The following is a 21645-nucleotide window of genomic DNA, read 5'->3' on the forward strand; positions in this document are numbered from 1 at the left end:
CTGGCGGTCCCACAAGAGGCCGATGCCGGAGAAGACCGAGGTGAAGAGCACGGACATCGCAATGACGCCGGGTGCTACGAATTGCAGATAGCTGCCCTGGCCGGCCTTCTCGAAGATGGGACCGAGACCGAATCCAAGCGCAAGCAGATAGAGCAGCGGCTGGCCGAGCGAGGCGACGATCTGTGCACGGGAACGGGTGTAGCGGCGCAGCTCGCGCAGCCACATGATGTAGATGACGCTCATGGTTGAATGCTCCTCACTGCGTATCTTTCTGTATGGACCCGCAGAGCGAAAGCGGATTTCTCCACTTCACTACGGAATGAAAATGCAAACTGGTGGGATGGCGATGCAAATCGATGTTCATCGTTTGTTGCCCCATAGTTTGGCCATCTGGCGCATCTGGTCGGCAGAGCCTGCGGCTTCGTCGCGGATCGTGGTGCCAGTGAGGGCAAGGAATGCAGCTTCGAGCGAGTCGGTGTTGGTCTGCTGCTTGAGTTGTTGCGGTGTTCCGAGAGCCACGATGCGTCCGTGGTCGATGACGGCAATGCGATGCGCGACGCGGTCTGCCTCGTCCATGTAGTGCGTGGTGAGGAAGACCGTGGTGCGCTCGGTTTCGTTCAGATGCTTGACGTGCGTCCAGAGCTGGTTGCGTGTCTGCGGATCGAGGCCGAGGGTAGGCTCGTCGAGGAAGAGGATTTTGGGCGTGTGGAGCAGGCCGCGGGCGATTTCGAGGCGGCGCTTCATGCCGCCGGAGAAGGTCTTGACGCGGTCGTTGCGGCGCTCCCACAGCTCGAACTGGCGGAGCAGCATCTCGGTACGCTCGATGCGCAGCTTGTGCGGCACGTGATAGAAGACACCGTGCAGCTCCATGTTTTCGGCGGCGGTGAGGTCGCCGTCGAGGCTGGGGTCCTGAAAGACAACGCCGAAGCGTTTGCGGGCCTCGTTCTGCTTGACGAATGGATTGATGCCGTCGATGGAGACGCTGCCTCCGGTGGGACGCAGCAGCGTAGTCAGCATCTTGATGGTGGTGGTCTTGCCCGCGCCGTTGGGGCCGAGGAAGGCGAAGATCTCGCCCTGGCCGACGCTGAAGGAGATGTGATCGACCGCGACGAACTCTCCGAATTTCTTGACCAGGCCCTGGACTTCGATCATAGCTTATCTCCGGTAATATAAATACTGTACCGTATAGTTTAGTTATTTCCAAATAGGAACGCCGCCTTGCAGGCCAATGCGAAATTCAGATTCCCTTCGGAAATGACAACAAAAAGTTGTGGCCACTTTGAGGGTGAGGAGATCGTTGGGACCATCCCCCCTCGGAAAACAGCTATCGACCCACCAAATGCAAAAGGAGGTACTCCAAAGCAAAGGCGAAATACAGGGATATCTCCGCTTCAGCGGCAAAAAACGCCGCCTCCAGTCGAGATGACGTGAGCGCAGCCGGTGGAGGAGAAGAGCAGCTTATGAAACAAGGGATCTTTAGGATCGGCGTTAAGTATTTGGTATCGTTGTCCGCATGGCGATGAAGCGTTTTCTGGTGATGATGGCGGCGGTGATGATGGCTTCGACTGGCGGCGCGCAGAGTAAGGTGTTGGCCCCGACTCCTCCGATGGGGTGGAACAGTTGGGACTCCTACGGCCTGACGGTAACGGAGCGGCAGTTTCGTGACAACGTCGAGGTGTTGGACAAGAAGCTGAAGCCGTTTGGGTGGAACTATGCCGTGATCGACGAGGGATGGTTCATGGAGAATCCGCAGGACCGTCCGCACCCGGAGCGGCTGCGGATGGATGTGGACCGTTACGGGCGCTATATTCCGGTGCCTGCGCGATTTCCTTCAGCTCAGGATCGCAGCTTCAAGGGGCTGGCGGACTGGGTGCATTCGATGGGGATGAAGTTCGGCATCCACATTGTGCGCGGGATTCCGCGCCAGTCGGTGGCAGGCAATCTGCCGATTGAAGGCAGTACGTTCAAGGCAGTGGATGCAGCCGACCAGACAGATGCGTGTTCGTGGGACCCGACGAACTGGGGCGTGCGCAACAATGCGGCCGGGCAGGCGTGGTACGACTCGCTGATGCGGCAATATGCGGAGTGGGGCGTAGACTTCGTCAAGGTGGATTGCATCGCGTCGCACCCGTACAAGATTGATGAGATACGGATGATTCATCGCGCGATTGCGAAGACGGGCAGGCCGATGGTGCTGAGTCTTTCGCCGGGGCCGACGGCATTGGCGAATGCAGCCGAGGTGGGCACGGAGGCGCAGATGTGGCGCATCTCCGACGACTTCTGGGACTACTGGGCGAGCCCGACGGGGAAAGACTTTCCGCAGAGCGTGCTGGGGCAGTTTGAGAAGACCGCCGCATGGGAGCGGTATGCAAAGCCGGGCAACTGGCCCGATGCCGACATGCTCCCACTGGGATACCTGGGACCGGTGCCGGGTTATGGCCACGAACGCGAGACACGCCTGACACACGACGAACAGAGAACGTTGATGACGCTATGGTCAATGGCACGGTCGCCGCTGATTCTGGGGGCGAATCTGACAAAGCTCGATGCATTCACGACATCGTTACTGACGAATCCCGATGTAATTGCGATCGACCAGCACTCGGTGGAAAACCGCATGGCGCTGCACGAGGGCGACATTGTTGCGTGGACAGCGAGGGCTGCGGGGAGTTCAGCGCACGGGACCGAATATCTGGCCCTGTTCAATGTTGGCGACGCTTCGGCGCAGGTGAACACGGCGTTTGCGAAGTATGGATTGACGGGGAAGAAGTACACCGTGCGCGATGTTTGGGAGAAGAAGGATCTTGGCGTGAAGACGACGGTTTCGACGGCGATTCCGCCGCACGGGGTTGTGTTGTTGAAGCTGCGGCTTGAGGGAAGGCCCGATTAAATCCGCGAAGGTTCCCTCAGAGGCTCAAGCATCTCCCGTATGGTGTAGCCCGGCGCGGGGCGAAGTGAAACGCGGATTCCCTTCGGGAATGACAACAAAAGGGCAGGAACGGCTTTGGGGATGAGGAGGTCGCGGGGACAACACCTCCAGGAAAGCTGCTATAAAGCCTCGTTGAATCGGAGAGGGTTACGGCGCGACTGAGCAGATGAAGCCACGCCCTTCAGAACCAGAACTTGTTCGGAGTTTCCCGGACGTTGGGCTCAGGCGATATTGATGAGGACGGCGCTGAGCGCAGGGACGTAGCAGGACAGTTGCGATCCGCTAGCGGAGAGCGTGTACGCCGCTGCGGGAGAAAAGCTGCCGTTGGGGTTTACGCTTGCGCCCTGAATGGCGACGCCGGAGGTTGCGGTGAGGCTGGGGCCGGTCATGGCGAGCAGGTTTGCGGAGTGTGCGGACTGCGTGAGATGGATGGTCACGTTCAGGTTCTGCGCGCTGTCTTTGTTGACGAGGATGAGGTTGAGTCCTCCTGTGGACGACTTAACGGCATAGGCTGTAGCGTTCAGGCCGCCTGCGGAGAGTTGCGTCTGGAGCAGATTGCCCTGGCCAGCGAGGGTGAAGAGGAGAATGCCGTAATATTCGGGGCGCGCGCCGACGACGGTGCCGTTTGAGTCAGCGATGGGCGTATAGCCCGAGCCGTTGCCGCCGCCGTGGAAGTTGACGCCAGCGGCTCCGCCTTGGGCGCAGTTGAAGAGATAATCGATGACCCAGAGCGATGAGGCGTAGGAGTCGCTGACTCCATTCGATCCGCCGTTGTAGAAAGAGTTGCACTCGGCCATGCGGTAGGGAACGCCGATCTGCTGCGCTCCGGCCTGGAGCAGCAAGAGATTGTGGACGAGATTGGTGTCGGGCGTGATGAGGAACTCCGCCGTTGAGGTGGGAAGTTGTCCATTGGCGCGGTAGTAGTGCTGGGTCAGGAGCGTGATCTGCTGCTTGGTCGCGTATTCGCCGAAGGGGATGGTCCAACTGGAGATGCTGCCAGCATCGGCAGGCCCGGTGATTGCGACGGTGGGCGTAGAAGCGAGGATGGCAGCGCGGAACTGCTCCCAGAGCGACTCGAATTGTGTGAGTGACCAGTTACCGGCGAAGTAATGGCCCGTGCCGCCGTAGAGGTCGCACTCGTTACCGATCTCAATGCCGAGCAGACTGGGACCGAACTGCTGCGCGGCGTAGGCGACTTCGGCGGCAGCGAGCGCGGGCGTGGTGGCGCCGGTGGCCGCTCCGCCCAGGTTGACGCCGTAGAGTACCTGCCAACCCACGGCTTTGACGAAGGCGGCTACGGCATCGACGTCCGACGGAGCGATCTGGCCGCTGGTCTGGCCGGGGCCGGTGGGGGTCCAGATGTTGCGGTCTACCGAGTTGCCGCCGATGCGCAAGACGCTGGGGCCGAGTCGCTTGAAGAGACCGATGAGGTTCGCGTTGGAGGCGGTGAAGAGCGGTTCGGTAAGCGTGCCTTTCTCGTAGCTAAGCCCGGCGAACGCGGGGCCGATGCTGCCTGCGACCGTGGACGTGACGGTAAGCGAGGCCTGCGTCATGGGGCCGCTGGGCGTGGGCTGCGCGTTGGCGTTCCCGGGCGGCGTGGTTGTGCCGGGGCTGGTGGACGAGTTGCAGCCGGGAAGGAGTGAGGCGGCGGCAAGTGAGGCCGCTCCCTGGAGAAGACGTCGGCGGGTGAAGGCGAAAGGCAGGTCCGTCGGCAAGCTGCACCTCTTGATTTAGTTGTCAGTCTAAATTAACTGGAACCCGCTGCACCCTGAAAGTTGCGTGTGAGTTCGCTCATTGCCTGCTTGACGATTTCGCCTTAGTATCGCCTTTGAGTGGTCATGCACAACAATCGCGCGAAGAGTGACGAAGCGGAGCGGCTGGTTTCGGCCGGGCGGGTGGAGGACGATGCGGCGTTTGAGCTGAAGCTCAGGCCGCATCGGCTGGCTGAGTTCATTGGTCAGGAAAAAGCCAAAGAGCAGTTGGCGATTGCGCTCGAAGCCGCGAAGTCGCGCGGTGAGGCGCTGGATCATGTGCTGCTGTTTGGGCCGCCGGGCCTGGGCAAGACAACGCTGGCAACGATCATTGCCAACGAGCTTGAGGTGGGGTTTCAGCAGACCTCCGGGCCTGCGTTGCAGATTCAGGGCGACCTGACGGCGATCCTGACGAACCTGCGCGAGCGGCAGGTGTTGTTTCTGGACGAGATTCACCGGCTGCAACCAGTACTGGAAGAAAAGCTCTACACGGCGCTTGAGGACTATAAGCTCGACATCATCATCGGGCAGGGGCCGGCGGCGCGCACGCATGTGATGGAGATTCGTCCGTTCACGTTTGTTGCGGCGACGACGCGGCCTGGGCTGCTCTCGTCGCCACTGCGGTCGCGGTTTGGGATTCTGCTGCGGCTAGAGTTCTACACTGACGACGAACTGCGGTTTGTGGTGGAACGTTCGGCCGAGGTGCTGGGCGTGCCGATCGACCGGGACGGCGCGGCGGAGATTGCGATGCGCTCGCGTGGTACTCCGCGTATTGCGAACAGGCTGCTGCGGCGCGTGCGCGACTACGCGCAGGTGCGGGCCAAGGGCGTCATCGACAGACCAACGGCGCAGGCCGCGCTGACGATGCTGGAGGTGGACGCGCACGGCTTCGACGAGCTGGACCGGCGGCTGCTCCGAACGATCATCGAAAAGTACGATGGCGGACCAGTGGGCTTGAACACGCTGGCTGCCGCACTGGCTGAGGAGCAGGATGCGCTCGAAGAGGTCTATGAGCCGTTCCTGATTCAGATTGGGTTTCTGGATCGGACTCCGCGCGGGCGCGTGGCGACGCGGTTGGCGTATGAGCACCTGGGCATCGAGACACCGCGGAAGATGGGGTTGTTTTAAGTGGTCAAGGCTGGCGTAGGGACGGTGGCAGGAGTGCTGTGCCGAGGGAGGCGGGCGACTCTGTGAGGTAGAAGGTGGGGATTCGTGGAAGCTGCTCTTCGACGAGTTGGAGAATGCGGAAGTCGAAGCTGAGGATGCGGGTGCGGGCTTCCATCTTGTTGCGGCTGATGGCTTCGCCTAGCACAGTAACGAAGGTTTGAGGGGCGGCGGTATGGTTGGTCGTGGGCTCGGCGCCGTGGCCAGGAATAGGTAAGTTCTCTACTGGTATACCTTCGGGATCATCGGGCCATGGCAATATCTTGGTCTCGATGTTGAAGCGGACTTGCTCGGCGCTGGCGGCGCGGGCGGCAGCCTCTGGATGCGAATGGCCAGGGCCGGTGCGGTAGTAGTTCGCGTAGAAATGGGTGAAGCGGAAGAGCTGCTCGACATGTGTGGGAGCGTAAGGGTCGATGAGATGCTCTTCGGCAGCGAAGGCCACGGCGACGGGTGAGAGCGCGAGGTTGTTGGTCTGGTTGGGGAACCGGAGCTGGTGGAGTTTGTCGCAGAGGAAGGTGCTCTGAGCTTCGGCGAGCGTGATGTCGCGGATGTAGGCGCGGTTGTGGAGCGTGTACCGAGTGTGGTCGGCGCGGCGGCAGGAGCGCGGGTCGAGGAACTGCTCGTGCCAGATGAGCGGGGCGCGGTCGCGGGTGATGCCGATGTCGGTTTCGAGCGCGGCGACGAGGTGGTCGAGCGCCGCCTCGAAGGCGGGGAGAGTGTTTTCCGGGCGGAGTCCGCGCGCTCCGCGATGACCGGTTGATTCAAAGGCATTAAAGTATGCAGCCTCGGACGGATGGGCTGCTGCTTCTTCCTTGAGCACCGCCTGGAGGATGTCGGGCCGATCGGAGATGATGCCGTCCACGCGGAGCGCAATGAGCTTGCGCATGGTTGCGGGCAGGTTGGTGGTCCAGGGAATCACGCGGAAGCCTGCGTCGCGCAGCTCGGCGACATTGACCGATGGATTCGCGCCGAGCAGTGTCGTGTCGAGCGGGGCGAGGGCTGGTGTTCGCGCGCCGTGAGCGTTTGCGTGAGCGTGAGCTACAGTCATGAGCGCGAGGTAGGGGCTGGTGGACATCGCAACTTATAAGATTCGTACAGTAACGAATAAAATGCCGAGATTCGTCCCCATTCGGTACGCTCTGGGTCAGAATGACACTTACTTTGTGCTTCGCAGAAGCGCAGCGAGGCTGCCCTTTGCGGCGTCCAGCCTGGCCTGGGCCTCTTCGGCCGAGAGCGAGAGCTTCTGCATGGCAATGGCTTTCTTCACACTGCCCGCTTTGGTCAGGAGCGCGGCTGCGGAGGGTTGGTCTACGCCAGTGGCTGCCATGATGATGCGATGGGCACGATCGACAAGCTTGGCGTTGGTGGGCTGCACGTTGACCATGAGGTTGCCGTAGACTGCGCCGGTGCGGACCATGACGCCGGTCGAGATCATATTGAGGATGAGCTTGGTGGCGGTACCAGCCTTAAGCCGCGTGCTGCCGGTGATGACCTCGGGGCCGGTGACCGGGGCAATCGAGATGTCAGCAAGGGCGGCCATCTCGGAGTTGGGCACGCAGGTGAGGGCGATGGTCAGCGCGCCCAGGCTTTTTGCATAACGGAGCGCGCCGAGGACATAGGGCGTGCGGCCGCTGGCGGCGATGCTGATGAGCGCGTCGTTCTGCGTGAAGCCGCGCGCGGCAAGGTCGGCCACGCCCTGTTCAGGTGAGTCTTCGGAGACTTCGCTGGAGTTGCGCAGGGCCGAGTCTCCCCCGGCGATGATGCCCTGAAACAGCGTTTGAGGAACGGAGAAGGTGGGCGGGCACTCGCTGGCGTCGAGCACGCCGAGACGGCCGCTGGTACCGGCGCCGATGTAGAAGAGACGGCCGCTCTGCTCGAAGCGCCGCGCGATGGCGTCGATGGCCCGTGCAGTCTCGGGAAGCACCTGGGCGACAGCAGCAGCTACGCGAGCGTCCTCATCGTTGATGATGCGCAGCATGTCGAGCGTGGAAAGCTGGTCGATGTGTTCGGTAGCTGGATTGCGAAGTTCGGTGGGGAGCGCGGCGAGGTTTTGCATGTTCAACGATGATGGCGCAGACCGAGGGCCGAACGCAATCGTCGGCGTAAAAGGAATGAGCCGGAAGCCCGTTGCGGCTTCCGGCCCAGTACAGTGCATGATTGCCGGTTAGACGTTGAACTTGCGACGCGCCAGCCCGACGATGCCGAGCAGACCGGTTCCAAAGAGGGCAAGCGACTCAGGCTCCGGAACGGTTGACGTGGTAGCAGAAAAGGTAACGTTGACGGGGCCACCTTTGCTGCCTTGCGTGGTCAGGTCCAGGATACCGGGGGTCACCACACCATTGATGTTGATAATGGCATCGCCGGTAATCTCGAGATTGTTTAACACCGAAGTGATCGAGGTGAACGTAACCAGCAAATCCTGGTTGCCATTGCCGGGAGTCGCAGAGATGTGGAACACAGAATAAGGCCCGACGAAGTTTCCGTAGTTGAGTGTTTGGTTCTGTAGCTGCACGCATCCGAAGCAATCCTGGAAGGCGCTGAAAATCCCAGTCGAGGTACCGCCGACGCTCCCATACGGATACCCACCAACCGTCGGACCGGTGAAGGTCAAAGTAGTATTCGTGGGATCGTAGTTAACGCTCCCGTTGATAGAGATTATGTCTGCCTTGGCCATAGAAGCGGTGCCAATGACCAGTGCAGTCAGTATTGCAATCGTTTTAAACATATAGTTGTTCTCCTAAGGCAAAGCATTGACATCAGAGCTTTCGAGGTCGTTCCTCACACTTGCTAAGAGCAGGTGCCATGCCAATTTGGAGAATCTTTTGATGTGCATATACTTGCGCAGAAACAACAAGTTACGGTACTACACAAAATGAACAATTTCGCAATGATGCAAGGTTTTGCAGGTAAACAGAAAGGCTTTGCCTGCTTTGCGCAGAACAGAGCAGATGGCAACACAGCGACACCTAGTGTCGGAATTGCACCATTTTTAGTGCATTTGAAGAGCATCAAGAGCTTCTCACGTTTGCATCCGCTACCGTAGCAAAGATTGCCGGGAACTATGTGTTGCAGGGGCGCCGGAGGCCGGTTGAGTCGTAAAATGGAATGACACCCAAAATTTTTGAAGGACGATGAGGACGATGAGCATGGGAATGCAGACGGCTTTGGCAGCACAGTTGGAAGCGGCGGCCAGGATAGCCGGACTGGCAGTGGTTTCGAGTGAAGCGGGGGCGGATTTTTCCGGCAATCCGACGGTACGGTATAAGTTGAGCCTGGCCGGCGACGCGGCAAAGACGGAGACGCTGGAGTTGGGCAGCAGGGTCGATCTCGACAGAGCCGATCTGCGAGCTGAGTTAGCGGAGTACCTGGCGGAGGCGGCGAAGCGGCTGAAGAACCCCCGCCCGGACTGCTATCTGACGCTGCATGGTCTTCCGTTGCGGTTCAGCAAGTTTGCCTGGCCGTTCCACACCTCGACCTCAGGCGCGGACACGTATCTGGTGCATGGCGAGGTATGGCTGGAGGACGGTCAGCCAGCAGTGTTGCACTCCAAGATCGCGGCCTCGATGACCCTGACCTTTGCCGAGATTGTGAAGGCCCCCGAGCAGCCTTTTGCTGAAGGATTCATCTACAACGCTGTGCGTAAGACGATGGACCAGGGCCAGCTTGAGCTGGTGAAAAGCGGCAACCGCCAGCCTGTGCCAGTGACGACCCGCTACTTCAGCCCGTGGAAGAAGCAGTTCAATTTCAACGACACGACGGAAGCGCAGCGGCACGAATACCTGGCGGCCAAGGCGTTCTGGCTTTCAGGCGTTCTGGGCGGCGGGCAGCCGGTATGGCTGGCGGATCCACGCGACGCGCAGTACCTGAACACGACCGCAGCGGAGTTGAAAAAGGCGGCGGTGGCGCTTGCCTCCGAAGGTCTCATTCAGTTCGCGGCCGATGGCGAGTTTGCCACGCCCACTGCGGCGCTGATGGGCCGACAGGAACGGTATGCGGCGGAAGTAGCGGCACAGTTAGCCTTCATCAAACCGGCCTTTAACGAAGAGATGCGCGCCGGACATACCAATATGTAACGCGTCGTTTCAAGCGAATGCAGTGAGGGCCACCCGAAAAGGGTGGTCTTTTGTGCTTAAAGAAGTCTGATTAAGTCGCTGGCTGAGTGTGTAGAGGCTGAGTTGAGGCTCCGCAGCGAGGGCAGAAGGCCGCGGCTGACTCGATGTTGTTGTAGCAGGACGGACAGGTTCGCGGAACGGAGAGCGAAGCAGCGCTATTGAGGATGCAACCGGAGATGGCGAGAGCCAACTCGGCGTTGTAGCTGTGAACGCGACCCGGGGACAGGAAGGCGTCGATCAACCCGAGGATAGCGGAGATGCCGGTCCAGCAGAGCAACAGGTAGACGATGCCGAGGCCGTTGCGGCGGAGATAGAAGTGATGAGCGCCGAAGCAGCCGAGGAAGATGGCGAAGAGGACGCAGACGACCTCGTCTTTGCGGGCGCGCTCGTACTCGGTGTAGAACAGGGCGCGCTGGTAGTCGTTCATGTTGCAGGTATAGATGGAGTCGGGGAATTGCATGTAGGTCTCCGGATTCCTGGTCGGGCTTGCAGAAAATGATACGCGCGTCAGCCCGTTGTGGTTCCGGAAAACGCGACCCACTTGATCTGTTCGAAGCTTGACCTGACGGCCAAGTTGCTGCATCGTGGTGCGATGCATGGTGCAGCGAGGCTATCGGCGGGCTGGTGGGCCGTGTTTGCCCTGGCGAGTGCGGCGCTGTGGGCAATGCGCTCGGATGCGCGGCCTACGCCGAGCGGGGTGCTGACGGCACGGATGAATACCCTGCCGCGCGTGACGGTGTGGGCATGGGAGCGGCGCGAGGACGCCGTATTATTACTGAACACCGCGAAATGGATTGGCCAGAGAAGAAATACGGGGATCTCTCCGCTGCAGTGGCAAAAAGCGCCGCCTCCGATCGGGATGACGTGTGATGGATGGCGGCAAACGGGTGCTGATTGCGGTCAAGATGGCTTGGTCTATGGAACAGGCTAGCGGCGGTTCATTCCGAGAAGGCTGAGGAAGAAGCTACCGAAGATCGCCTCGACACCAAGCATCATGCAGGTGGCTGAGGGGAGCGTGAGCCGGAGTATTCGCTGGGGCGAGAGATCTCCGAAACCGGCGACGTGCCACAGGTGGATAGCGTAGACGAGGATACCGATTCCTGCGAGCAGGAGAGCGCAGCCGAACAGAAGCCCGACTTCGAGGGTGATGTATTGGAAGACCCGCTCGAACTTCGGGTTGGGAGGCAGAAAACCCTCCTGCGTGCCAAAAACTTTGGCGCTGACCGCGAAGGCGGAGATGTGGGCGCCGATGAGGACCAACCCGAGAGAGTAGGTGAGTGTGTCGACGTCGAACGTCCAGCGGCCGACGGTCTGCGGACCGGGGAGAAGCCAGAGCGAGATCAGCAGGCCGACAACGAAGGTGATGACACCAGGGTAGAAAAAGAGCCATCGCGGACTGTAGAGCAGTAGAAACCGCAGGTGACGCCATCCGTCCCGCCAGGTGCGAAGGTGGGGAGGGCGCGAGCGGCCGTCGGGCGAGAGCGTGGTCGGCACCTCGGCGATGCGGAGGCCCGCCAGACTGGACTTGACGACCATCTCGCTGGCGAACTCCATGCCCGTGGTGTGCAGGTCGAGTGCGCGGATGGTCTCTGCGCGCATCGCGCGAATGCCGCAGTGAAAGTCGCGGACGGGAATGCCGAAGAAGAGGCGTCCGATGAAGCTGAGGACCGGGTTGCCGAGGTAACGATGCAGCGGCGGCATGGCCCCGGGCTTGATCTCGCCGCTGAAGCGGTTGCCCATGACGAGGTCGTTGCCCTCTTCGAGCTTCTCAAGAAAGCGGGGCAGATGGCCAAAGTCGTAGCTCGCATCGGCATCAGCCATCAAAATGTACTTGCCGCGCGCGGACTCGATGCCGGCCATCAGCGCCGCTCCATAGCCGCGCACGGGAACGGCGATGACGCGCGCTCCTTCGTCTGTCGCAATCTGTTGCGAGCCGTCTGTGCTGCCGTTGTCAGCGATGAGCACTTCTCCGGCAACATGGTTGTCGCGTAATGCGGCGACGGCCTGGCGAACGCAGATGGCGAGCGTTTCTGCTTCATTCAGGCAGGGCATCAGGATGGTGACAGTGAGGTCGCTCATTGTTTTGAATAATACAAACAGCTTAGCTTGATGTTGCGTCAGGGCGCTTTGGTTGCAGTGGGAGCAGATGGAGCAAGGTTGAGCGGGAGCGCGTAGTAGGGGGAGTCTCCCAACTCAATCCAACCGGGCGGTATGGGCGAGGCGCCAGGCTGAATGCCTGGACTGAAGTAGCCTACAAGGACTTTTGCTCCCTGCCCGCGCACGGTGTCGATGGCCAGCGCGCGATTCGGCATCGCCGCGAGTTGCGGATAGAGCGGTAAAGTAGGGAGGTAAATCTCGGTGAGAATGCGGACGCCGGCCAGGCGCGCCCAGTAGATGTCGTAGAGGCAGGCGCGGGTCCCGATGCATGCGATCGAGTCACCGGGCCCCACGCCGAGTGCATTGAGTGCATGGGCCGCTTCAAACGTGTCGGCGTCGTACCACCCGCCTGGAGAACCGGCCACGGAGAGGTCGCGCCGAAGTTGCGCGATGGTGCGTGCAGACTCGCCTACAGCCAGCAAGGCAAACAGAAGTACAAGCGCGGAGGAGGCAAGGGCTTCACCGCCGATTCGTTTGTGCGTCGGTCGCAGTGCTGCGAACAGCGCCAGAATGACTGCGAGAAAACCGATCGTCACGTATCGCTCTTCAATGTTCACCATGCCATAGATGACGAAGACCAGGACACCAAGCAACGTCGGCACCAGCCAGAAGGAATTGTGTGCTGGTCTCCATCTGAGACCGGGGCGCGTGCCAAGCACCAGAAGAACAGCGAGCAGTAACCACGCCTCCGGATGGTTGAGCAGATAACGCATGACAAGGACTACGTTGCGTGACCCGCGATGGATCTCCCCGTGAAGATTGAAGTGCGTCTTGATCTGATCGTTCCAGAAGCTGGTGTCGAACCAATCGGGATAGGTGCCATAGGGAAGAGCTTTGTAGCTGAGAACGACGGGCGACTGTAGCAACTCCTTTTCCGGATGCTTGAGGTGGACGTCAGCCGAGCCGAAGAGCGCCGTCTGGTTCTGCTGAAGATGCATCTTCTCCGTTCCACCCACGTACCAGGCATAGTTGAGCGTGCCCGAATCCCCGAAGTCCAGACGGCCCTTCTGGCGAGAGAGCGCGGCGATGTAGGGTCCGGCGACGATGACGAAACAGACCCCGCCGACGAGCGCAGCTATTACGATTCGCGCGGGCTTGTGCCGGAGCCATATCCAACGGAACGCGATGAGAACGACGAGGCACACTGCCGTAAAGGCAAAGGCAAAGGATTTGGCTAGATAGGCAAATCCAAGTGCCGCACCCATCAGCGCAGCATAACGGAGATGGCCTGTCGAGAGATGGTTCAGCAGAGCCGCAAGGGCAAAGAGCAGACATGCCATCAGAAGAGCGTCGGGACGCACCTTGCCCATGCTCAATTCCCGCTGCGAGGCGATGACCAGCAACGCGAGACCGATGTAGCGGAGAGCATAGCGATCCAGAAGGAAGCCGGCTGAGTGACCCCCGACGGCAGCCTCCTCTTGAACATTGCGCAATCGGATGATGGAGTCGCTGAAGAGGACGACAGCGAGCATCTCCAAAAGAAAGATGCCAAAGTTCACGATGTAATACGCATGAAGCTCGGTGAAGCGCGTGGCATGAAAGACTATGTGACCAAGCGCGAGTGCCGCAGGGTACAAAGGGTTCCAATATCCGTTGATGACGCCTGCCCAGTGGTGGCTCCGAATTAGGTCGCCAATGTCCATGTAGGCAACTGCATCGCCATCGATTTGATAGGAATCCCAGAGTGCGTAACCAAAGGTGACGAGAGCCACGAGCAGACAATAGATCGGCCAGAACCGTCGCAGCCAGTGCTGGAGAGGGGCCTGTTCCGATGGGGAAGAGACAGGCCGGACTGCGACGGACGACTCATTCTGCTGTTCGTCCGTTTGATTGGCAGTGAGCTGAGAGAGCGGGCTGTCCACTGTTGTCGAATCCTCTGGGCTGTTCTCTCATCATCTCAGGAATGTGCGGCCCCGTGACACTTTTTGGTCGCAGGTGCATAAGTCGAAAACGGGCAACAGCCTGCGCTGTTGCCCGCGTGTTCAAATCGCATACACCAGGTCATGCGTCCTTGACACCATCCACGAATGCCTTCAGCTTGCGACTGCGGCTGGGGTGACGCAGTTTGCGCAGGGCCTTGGCCTCGATCTGACGGATGCGCTCGCGCGTGACCTGGAAGCTCTGGCCAACCTCTTCGAGCGTGTGTTCGGAGCCATCTTCGAGGCCGAAGCGCATCTTGATGACGCGCTCCTCGCGCGGCGTCAGAGTGCGCAGCACCTGCGAGGTGTACTCCTTCAGGTTGACCGAGATGACGGCGTCGGATGGGCTGACGGCCATGCGGTCTTCGATGAAGTCGCCGAGGTGCGAATCTTCCTCTTCTCCGATGGGCGTTTCGAGCGAGATGGGCTCCTGCGCGATCTTGAGGACCTTGCGGACCTTCGCCACAGGGATGTCCATGCGGCGGGCGATCTCTTCCGAAGACGCTTCGCGGCCAAGCTCCTGCACGAGCTGACGGCTGGTGCGGATGAGCTTGTTGATGGTCTCGATCATGTGCACCGGGATACGGATGGTGCGGGCCTGGTCGGCGATGGCGCGGGTGATCGCCTGACGAATCCACCACGTCGCGTAGGTCGAGAACTTGTAGCCACGGCGGTACACGAATTTGTCGACCGCCTTCATCAGGCCGATGTTGCCCTCCTGAATCAGGTCGAGGAACTGCAGTCCGCGGTTGGTGTACTTCTTGGCGATGGAGACAACGAGGCGAAGGTTGGCCTCGATCAGCTCGCGTTTGGCGCGCTCGGCGTCCATGTCGCCCTGGATCATCTCGCGCTGGGTGCGCTTGAGATCGGCGATGGAGATGCCCGCTTCCTGTTCGAGACGTTCGAGGTCGGTGCGGCAGTTTTTCTGCTGGCGTTTGTACTCCTTGCGCAGCTCTTCGGACTTCGAGGCCTCGTGCTTGGTGTCGAGGGTCTTGATCTGGCGCTCGAGCGTACGCATGGAATCGACGGTCTTGTTGACCTTGTCGAGCAGGCGCTTCTTTTCGCCGTTGGTGTACTTCAATTCGCGGACGATGCGATTGATGTAGACGTTCTCGCGGCCAATGAGCCAGCGGTTCTTGCGCGCGTCCTTCGCCTTGGCCTTGGCGTCCTTGCCATGCGGCGCAGCAACCTTTTCTTCAAGTTGAGCGATCTTCTTCTGGTGCTTGAGGATGTGGTCGATGCGGCCGACGGTGTGCTTGACGCGGGCCTGGAGGATCTCTTCGGTGAGTTCTTCCTCGTCGAAGGTAACGACCTCTTTGATGTTGCGCACGCCGCGCTTAAGGTCTTCGCCGAGGCCGACGATTTCGCGGATGACAATGGGCGAACGCGAGATGGCCTTCATGACGCGAAGCTGGCCGCGCTCGATGCGCTTGGCGATTTCGACTTCGCCTTCGCGGGTGAGCAGCGGCACGGTGCCCATCTCGCGCAGGTACATACGGACGGGATCGTTAGTCTTTTCGAGCGTTCCGGGCGAGAGGTCGAGTTCCACGTCCTCGGACTCTTCGCCGGCCTCGGGCTCGTACTTTTCGCGCTCGCCGCCGAACTTCGACTCGCCGGAGAGCACGTCGATGCCCTGAGTGTTGATGGTGGTGAGCAGGTCATCGAGATCGTCGGGCGTGGTGATGTCGCCAGGCAGGAGGTCGTTGACCTCGCCGTAGGTCAGGTAGCCCTTTTCCTTCCCTGTATCGATGAGCTTATCTATATCTTCTTCGTACTTGTCGAGTTCTTCAGCCACGGCAGTGCGCACTCCTCGCGAGGAATTCTAAAGATGGGACGGCCGCCGACCTTTCGAGTCATTTTGAACGCGCAGGCGCGATGCAGGCGGAAAAATCCCCTGGTGGTTCAAGTATTGGCAGGGAGTAAGGTGCGGTTAAGACCGCGGTGGCAAGCCCGGTTGCCTCAGAAGGCAGGGCATACAAAGGCACACGTCCCCAGCGAATCACAGAATACCACATGATTGGACGTTCCAGACGCGAAATAGACTCCAGAGATACCCTCCCAGCGGTTTGCAGCGAGACTACAGTGGCTGCAAAAGGTGCGTCCGACAGTCGGTGTCGGACGCACCGGGGCCAAAGCCTCTTGATTTTGCTGAGGTTTCGCAGGCTAAAGCCCTGCACTCCCACCGAAAAGCACGGAGCGCGCATTTCTTTCGCAATCCGCAGAGTTGCGCCCCTTCAAAACCAAGTCTCCATTAGCCATTTAGATGCATCGACTTACAGATAAACGGCGTGCTTTCTGAACCACTCTGCGAGTTCCTCTTCGCCGAGCGAGCCGTCGGCAAGGTGCAGGAAGGTAAAGTATTTCTCTTCTGGGGATGAGCTAATCCGCAAACCGTTCAAACGCAGAAAACCCTCGGAAACCACAAGTGCCGTGCGTTTGTTTCCATCGAAAAATGGATGATTCCGCGCGATACCGAAGGCGTAGGATGCGGCGAGTCGGGGAAGATCGGCGGTTTCGACATAGGCGAAGACGTTCCGTGGTTTCGGCTGAGCGGAGTCGAGCAATGTCTCGTCCCTGATTCCATCGGAACCGCCATGCTCGGCTAACTGCATTGAGTGCGCAATCAGGGTCTCAGGTTTGTCAATCCGGATCGGCTCGGCCATTGTTTATTCCGCGAGCTTCTTCAACACATCGCGGTTCTCGCGCATAATCTGCTCAAGGGCTTCCAGCTTCTGAGCAAACGTAACGTTGTAAGGGAAGAGCCGGACCCCGTCAGGAGTGTCCGTCACAAAGAGAGTGTCCCCCTTTTCGACATGTAGCCGGTTTAGTACTTCCCTGGGCGGCTCAATGCCAACCGAGTTTCCGATGGCGGTGATCTTGACGGTGGTGGCCATGATGGCGAATGCCTCCGCTTGGCTATAACATGCGTTATAACTAGCCCTCAATGCCCGCCGCTGAGCGCCGGAAGCGCGAAAAAAGCGCGGCCGGGCGCAGCGAAGGCGGGTAGTGGGTCATGCTGGCCAAGAACGCGGGGAACGTGTCGTGCGAGATGCGCAGCGCAGCCGGCAAGACGTACAGGTTCATGACGATCTCTGATACGAGCAGCGAAGAAGCCGCGCCGTAAAGACCATACGCTCGTCCCAGGAAGTAGCACAGAACACAGTTTGCCGCTGTGCCGAGGATGTAGAAGACGGCAAGACGCTGGTGCTGGTTCGTCGAGGTCAACAGAGATGAAGCCGTGGCCCAGAACGAGTAAATGACAACGACTACCAGCAAGATGCTCAGCAGTCCGCGGCTGGGCGGTACGTGGCCTCCTGTCCAGTGATTCAGGAACCAAGGCCCGCCTGCCAGCATCATGACTGTCACCGCAACCGAGACGAATATCGCCAACTGGCAGGCGCGGCGCAGCAGAGCGCGGATCAGCGGGATGTTTCCTGCGCCATAGGCGATCGACATCTCCGGCTCGAAGGTGCCGCCGACCATGTTGCCCATCTGGAGAGCAACTCGGGAGACGGTGCGGGCCGTGCCAAAGACGACGACCGCTACCGGACCGAGAGCATAGCCAACGGCCAGGACCGCGCCCTGCAGGTTGAGTGCGTTGCCCAGCGGGAATCCCATAAAAGCGATGGCAGGACGCGCCAGCCTGCGGATTTCGCTCATCTCTGCATGGCTCCAACCAAATTTGAGCCACGCGACATCGCGCCGCACCATGGTGTATTGCAGCGCGGTTCCGGCTACGTTGGCGCAGGCGAACAGAAGCGCGGCCGTGCGTGCGCCAGCACCGAAGACCACCGAGAGAATCATGCAGGTGTACGCCCCCAGCGAGATCATGGTCTTCAGAAACGAGCCAAAGGGATAGCGTCCGATGGACCGGTAAGCGGCCTGTAGCAACTGCTCCAGTTGGCCCAGCAGTACAGCGACTCCAAGATAGAAGATGATCCACTTGGTGTCGGTTTCGCTGATGTGAGTGAGTTTCAATAGTCGCGCCGCAGGAAGGAAATAGAGAGCGCCCGACAGCAGCATGATGATCAACGAGCACATGAAGACGATCAGCCACCAGCAACTCTGAAAGACACGGACAGCTCCTTCGTGATCGTCGCGCGCGACCATCATCGTCATCTCATTACCGGCCACATTGCCGAAGCCAACGTTGCTGAAGCTGAGGTAGGAGGGAATCGAGTTGACGATCATCCACTCGCCGTAGAGCGGAACACTCCAGAAATGGAGAAAGACAGGGATCTGGACAAACTGGACGATGGTTCCGGCCAGCTTGCCGATCCAGCCGGACAGGAAGCCGAGAAACAGTCGCCGCTTGGTGTGGCTGTCCATGCTGTCTTCTCTCTTCGTCTCCGGTCGATGCGCTTAGTTGTGGCGTTGGTTGAATGATTGGAGGTCACGGTCTGATCCACCGGAGGTGCCTGGTTGGCCAGAGACTGTCCGCTCCCCAACAGGCGTCTCAACGGCTTATCCGCTAAGTGGATTGTAACAAGATGAAGGAAACGTTCCGGGCGATGGCGCGGGCCGGTGCTCAGGTTCAAAACTCCCGCAGCGAGCGGTCTATCTGTATCTTTTCGGCGATCAGTCGAGTGAGCATCTCCTGGTCATTGCGGCGTTCGGCTTCGGCAATGAGCGTGCGGATCTCGCGCTGGCGACGTTCGAGACGGCGTGCGCGTAAGGTATGGAGCGCGTTCTCGACCTGCTCGATCATGGATTGCGACGGATCGTTGGTTTCGGCTGGCTCACCGCCTTCGAGTGCGCGGGCAAGCAGGACGCGGCCCTCCTGGTCTGGAGCGGCATCAAGCGGATTTTCCGGGACCGGAGAGTTGGCCAGCGCCTCCAGAACAGCGGACGAGGGCAGGCCGTCGTACCACTCGGGATGCTGCGAGAGTTCTTGTGCGGCGAGCACCCGGGCAGGGTCATCTTCGGGCAACACCAAGACGCGCAGCAGGACGCGCTCGGTCTCCGAGGCTGGGTCGTGCGTGTGCTGGCGGATGCTCTCGACGCGCTGCGCGGCAGCCTGCTTCAGTTCCTGGCGCAGGATGGCAGAGTCGATGCCGAGCTTCTGCGCGGCGTCGGCGGCGAACTCGTCGCGCTGGATGCGGTTGGTCATCCGGCGGATATGCGGCAGCAGAAAGTTCATCGCCTTCACTTTCGCGTCCGAAGTGCGAGAAGGAAATTCCTGGCGTGCGCGGTCGATGAGGTAGTCCATATAGCGTTTGGCGCCGCGCACGGCCGCAGTGTAGGCTTCGAGCCCGCGCTCACGGATGAATCGGTCGGGATCGAGGCCGTCGTCGAGCGTGACGATGCGCACCTCGAAGCCCTCTTCCGTCAGCACGACGCTGGCCTTTTCGGTGGCGTTCTGGCCTGCGGTGTCGGGGTCGAAGTTGAGAATGATCTGCTTTTCGGGAGTGAAGCGGCTGAGCAGGCGCACCTGCGCTTCGGTAAACGCCGTGCCCGACGTGGCGACGACGTTGCGGATGCCCGCCATATAGACGGAGATGCAATCCATCTGGCCTTCGACCAGGACCGCGAAACCGAGCTTGCGAATGTCGGCCTTGGCCTTGTCGAGATTGAAGAGCACCTGGCCCTTGATATAGAGCGAGGTCTCGGGTGAGTTGAGGTATTTGGCGATTGGCCTTCCCTTTTCGTCTTCGGCATCGAGCGCGCGGCCGGTAAAGGCGATCGTCTTGCCTGCCTCGTTGGCGATGGGGAAGGTGATGCGCTTGCGAAAGCGGGCGTAGAGCTGGCCCTGGCTGCCGTCGGCCTGCTCGCGCGCGCTGAACAGGCCGCTCGCGCGGAGTACGTCTTCGGCGAAGTGCGCCGAGAGCGCGTTGCGCATGTGGTTGAAGTCGTCGGGAGCGTAGCCGATACGGAACTTCGCGATGGTGTCGGCGGTGACACCTCGGCCCGTCAAATACTCGCGGGCGCGTGCCGCTTCGGCACTCTTCAGGCCTGCTTCAAAGTACTGCGTCGCGGCCTCGTGAATGTCGATGAGCTGCTTGCGCATCCCTGCTTCGCGCGCCTCTTCGGGCGAGCTGAACTCGCGCTTGGGCAACGGGATGTTGCATTTTGTGGCGACGGCGCGAACGGCCTCTGGGAAGCTGATGCTTTCGAGCTTCATCAGGAAGGAGAAGACATCGCCCTTCTCGTGGCAACCAAAGCAGTAGAAATAGCCGTGCGTGGCGTTGACGGAGAAGCTTCCGGTCTTCTCTTTATGGAAGGGGCACAGGCCGGTGTAGTTCTGCGCGCCGCTCTTACGCAGCTTGACGTACTCGCCAATGACGCGCACGATGTCGGCCTGCTGCTTGACTGTCTGGGCGAAGTTATCGGACATACCTGGTCAGATACGAGTGTAGATGACCCGTATCTTTTCCGTTACACCCGGGGATTGTGATGATTGCGTGGGGCTTAGAGTGCTCCGGCACTTAAGTTGCAGAGGCTGAACAAGCTTTCCATCAACTCGGAAAACTTCCTGCACGAGGCCGTGTTCCCATAGTGGTATTTACGGACGGGCACGGCGCTCGTTCCAATCAAAGCGAAGCGGCCGCTGATGCCGTATAGCTCTCCCCGAGGTTGATGATGCGATCTTTCAACGTAGTTCGTAAGTTTGCTCTGATAGCAACCCTTGCGCTAGTACCTGCGGCCATGTCCGCTGGGGTCTTTGTCAACATCACCATTGCGCCGCCGGCGCTGCCGGTCTATACGCAACCCATCTGCCCCGGCGACGGCTACCTGTGGACGCCCGGCTACTGGGCTTACGGCCCGGACGGCTACTACTGGGTGCCCGGCGTGTGGGTGCGGCCACCGGCCGTTGGTATGCTCTGGACGCCCGGCTACTGGGCTTACGGCCCTGGCGGCTTTTACATTTTCCATGCCGGTTACTGGGGACCGCACATCGGCTTCTACGGCGGAGTCCACTACGGCTTTGGCTACACCGGCGTTGGCTATGAGGGCGGCTACTGGAACCATGGCGTCTTTGCCTACAACCGCAGCGTGAATAACATCAATGTAGTTAATGTTCATAACGTCTACAACAAGACAGTCATTGTGAACAACTACAGTAAGGTGAGCTACAACGGAGGCAACGGAGGCCTGCAAGCTCGCGCCAATGCGCGCGAAGAGGCCGCCTTCCATGAGCGACACTATCAGCCCACAAGCGAGCAGGTGAGCCACCGCGATGTTGCCTCGCACGATCGCGGCCAGCTTGCCTCGGTCAACCATGGACGTCCGCAGACGATGGCAATGTCTCGTCCGGGTGCACGCGCGGAAAATCAGCAAGACCGTATTGCCAACGGAGTCCGCTCCGGCCAGATGACAGCGCATGAGAACAGGAACGTTGAGGGCCGCGAGGCGAACATCAACCGCGAGGTGCGCAACGACCGCCAGGCCAACAACGGACGCCTGACTCAACAGGAACGCCAGCAGGTCAACCGGCAGCAGAACCATGTGAGCCGCCAGATCTACAACGACAAGCACAACGAAGCACGGCAGGGAAATCCGCACCCGCAAGCACGCGAAGAAGGCGGGCGCGACCGGCGGTAAACAATCTGTCACCAACCATGCGGCCTGCGAGAGATTCGCTGGCCGCATTTTTCGCGCCTAAAATCAGAAGT

Annotated in this window: 19 protein-coding genes; 5 read left to right on the forward strand and 14 right to left on the reverse strand. The window is 60.1% G+C overall.

Translation table 11 applies throughout. From position 1 onward, the window contains the following. Both VFU66_RS14600 and VFU66_RS14605 read right to left on the reverse strand, forming a co-directional pair. On the reverse strand, window positions 1-243 hold a 243-nt coding region (locus VFU66_RS14600; protein WP_326446999.1), incomplete at its 3' end, for an ABC transporter permease. Between the two features lie 117 nt (window positions 244-360). After that, the gene (locus VFU66_RS14605) at window positions 361-1152 is read right to left on the reverse strand and encodes an ABC transporter ATP-binding protein (protein WP_326447000.1); all 792 of its coding nucleotides are present in this window, start codon (window positions 1150-1152) and stop codon (window positions 361-363) included. Window positions 1153-1513: 361 nt separating this feature from the next. Here VFU66_RS14605 and VFU66_RS14610 point away from each other — a divergent pair, with 361 nt between their 5' ends. Further along, a complete protein-coding gene (locus VFU66_RS14610) occupies window positions 1514-2890 on the forward strand; it encodes a glycoside hydrolase family 27 protein (RefSeq protein ID WP_326447001.1) in 1377 nt (458 codons plus the stop codon). Window positions 2891-3150: 260 nt separating this feature from the next. On the opposite strand, the gene VFU66_RS14615 is transcribed toward VFU66_RS14610, so the two are convergent. Beyond that, window positions 3151-4644 carry a hypothetical protein gene (locus VFU66_RS14615; RefSeq protein WP_326447002.1) on the reverse strand — a complete coding sequence of 498 codons (1494 nt, stop codon included), beginning with the start codon at window positions 4642-4644 and terminating at the stop codon, window positions 3151-3153. Window positions 4645-4767: 123 nt separating this feature from the next. Between VFU66_RS14615 and ruvB the strand changes: the two genes are divergently transcribed. Beyond that, window positions 4768-5808 (forward strand): Holliday junction branch migration DNA helicase RuvB, encoded by a 1041-nt coding sequence (gene ruvB, locus VFU66_RS14620; protein WP_326447003.1) that lies wholly within the window; start codon window positions 4768-4770, stop codon window positions 5806-5808. 4 nt (window positions 5809-5812) lie between these two features. Here the strand turns inward: ruvB and VFU66_RS14625 are convergent, their stop codons facing one another. The 3 genes from VFU66_RS14625 to VFU66_RS14635 form a co-directional block, all read right to left on the reverse strand. After that, complete coding sequence (locus VFU66_RS14625) at window positions 5813-6919, reverse strand: glycerophosphodiester phosphodiesterase family protein (RefSeq protein ID WP_326447004.1); 1107 nt, start codon at window positions 6917-6919, stop codon at window positions 5813-5815. A gap of 81 nt (window positions 6920-7000) precedes the next feature. Beyond that, the gene (gene murQ / locus VFU66_RS14630; RefSeq protein WP_326447005.1) at window positions 7001-7999 is read right to left on the reverse strand and encodes an N-acetylmuramic acid 6-phosphate etherase; all 999 of its coding nucleotides are present in this window, start codon (window positions 7997-7999) and stop codon (window positions 7001-7003) included. Window positions 8000-8008: 9 nt separating this feature from the next. Next, window positions 8009-8569, reverse strand: coding sequence for a PEP-CTERM sorting domain-containing protein (locus VFU66_RS14635; RefSeq protein ID WP_326447006.1), 561 nt, complete (start codon window positions 8567-8569; stop codon window positions 8009-8011). A 415-nt stretch (window positions 8570-8984) separates the two neighbouring features. On the opposite strand from VFU66_RS14635, the gene VFU66_RS14640 reads away from it, so the two are divergent. Continuing rightward, window positions 8985-9917 (forward strand): hypothetical protein, encoded by a 933-nt coding sequence (locus VFU66_RS14640; RefSeq protein ID WP_326447007.1) that lies wholly within the window; start codon window positions 8985-8987, stop codon window positions 9915-9917. Window positions 9918-9987: 70 nt separating this feature from the next. On the opposite strand, the gene VFU66_RS14645 is transcribed toward VFU66_RS14640, so the two are convergent. Beyond that, a complete protein-coding gene (locus VFU66_RS14645) occupies window positions 9988-10416 on the reverse strand; it encodes a TM2 domain-containing protein (RefSeq protein WP_326447008.1) in 429 nt (142 codons plus the stop codon). An 81-nt stretch (window positions 10417-10497) separates the two neighbouring features. Here VFU66_RS14645 and VFU66_RS14650 point away from each other — a divergent pair, with 81 nt between their 5' ends. Further along, window positions 10498-10887 carry a hypothetical protein gene (locus tag VFU66_RS14650; protein WP_326447009.1) on the forward strand — a complete coding sequence of 130 codons (390 nt, stop codon included), beginning with the start codon at window positions 10498-10500 and terminating at the stop codon, window positions 10885-10887. Here the strand turns inward: VFU66_RS14650 and VFU66_RS14655 are convergent. The 7 genes from VFU66_RS14655 to dnaG form a co-directional block, all read right to left on the reverse strand. Beyond that, window positions 10884-12035, reverse strand: coding sequence for a glycosyltransferase family 2 protein (locus VFU66_RS14655; protein WP_326447010.1), 1152 nt, complete (start codon window positions 12033-12035; stop codon window positions 10884-10886). The genes VFU66_RS14650 and VFU66_RS14655 overlap by 4 nt on opposite strands. 38 nt (window positions 12036-12073) lie before the next feature. After that, window positions 12074-13975: a hypothetical protein gene (locus VFU66_RS14660; protein WP_326447011.1), complete on the reverse strand. Its 1902-nt coding sequence runs from the start codon at window positions 13973-13975 to the stop codon at window positions 12074-12076. A gap of 139 nt (window positions 13976-14114) precedes the next feature. Further along, the gene (rpoD, locus tag VFU66_RS14665; protein ID WP_326447012.1) at window positions 14115-15827 is read right to left on the reverse strand and encodes an RNA polymerase sigma factor RpoD; all 1713 of its coding nucleotides are present in this window, start codon (window positions 15825-15827) and stop codon (window positions 14115-14117) included. 478 nt (window positions 15828-16305) lie between these two features. Next, window positions 16306-16695, reverse strand: a complete 390-nt coding sequence (locus VFU66_RS14670) for a type II toxin-antitoxin system death-on-curing family toxin (protein WP_326447013.1) — start codon at window positions 16693-16695, stop codon at window positions 16306-16308. A 3-nt stretch (window positions 16696-16698) separates the two neighbouring features. After that, window positions 16699-16926, reverse strand: coding sequence for an AbrB/MazE/SpoVT family DNA-binding domain-containing protein (locus VFU66_RS14675; RefSeq protein WP_326447014.1), 228 nt, complete (start codon window positions 16924-16926; stop codon window positions 16699-16701). Window positions 16927-16966: 40 nt separating this feature from the next. Beyond that, on the reverse strand, window positions 16967-18361 hold the full coding sequence (locus tag VFU66_RS14680; protein ID WP_326447015.1) for a lipopolysaccharide biosynthesis protein: 1395 nt from the start codon (window positions 18359-18361) through the stop codon (window positions 16967-16969). A 205-nt stretch (window positions 18362-18566) separates the two neighbouring features. Further along, on the reverse strand, window positions 18567-20366 hold the full coding sequence (gene dnaG, locus VFU66_RS14685; RefSeq protein WP_326447016.1) for a DNA primase: 1800 nt from the start codon (window positions 20364-20366) through the stop codon (window positions 18567-18569). A gap of 311 nt (window positions 20367-20677) precedes the next feature. On the opposite strand from dnaG, the gene VFU66_RS14690 reads away from it, so the two are divergent. Further along, a complete protein-coding gene (locus tag VFU66_RS14690) occupies window positions 20678-21574 on the forward strand; it encodes a YXWGXW repeat-containing protein (protein ID WP_326447017.1) in 897 nt (298 codons plus the stop codon). Window positions 21575-21645 lie beyond the last annotated feature (71 nt).

It is taken from the genome of Edaphobacter sp., assembly GCF_035763405.1.
Lineage (GTDB): Bacteria > Acidobacteriota > Terriglobia > Terriglobales > Acidobacteriaceae > Edaphobacter.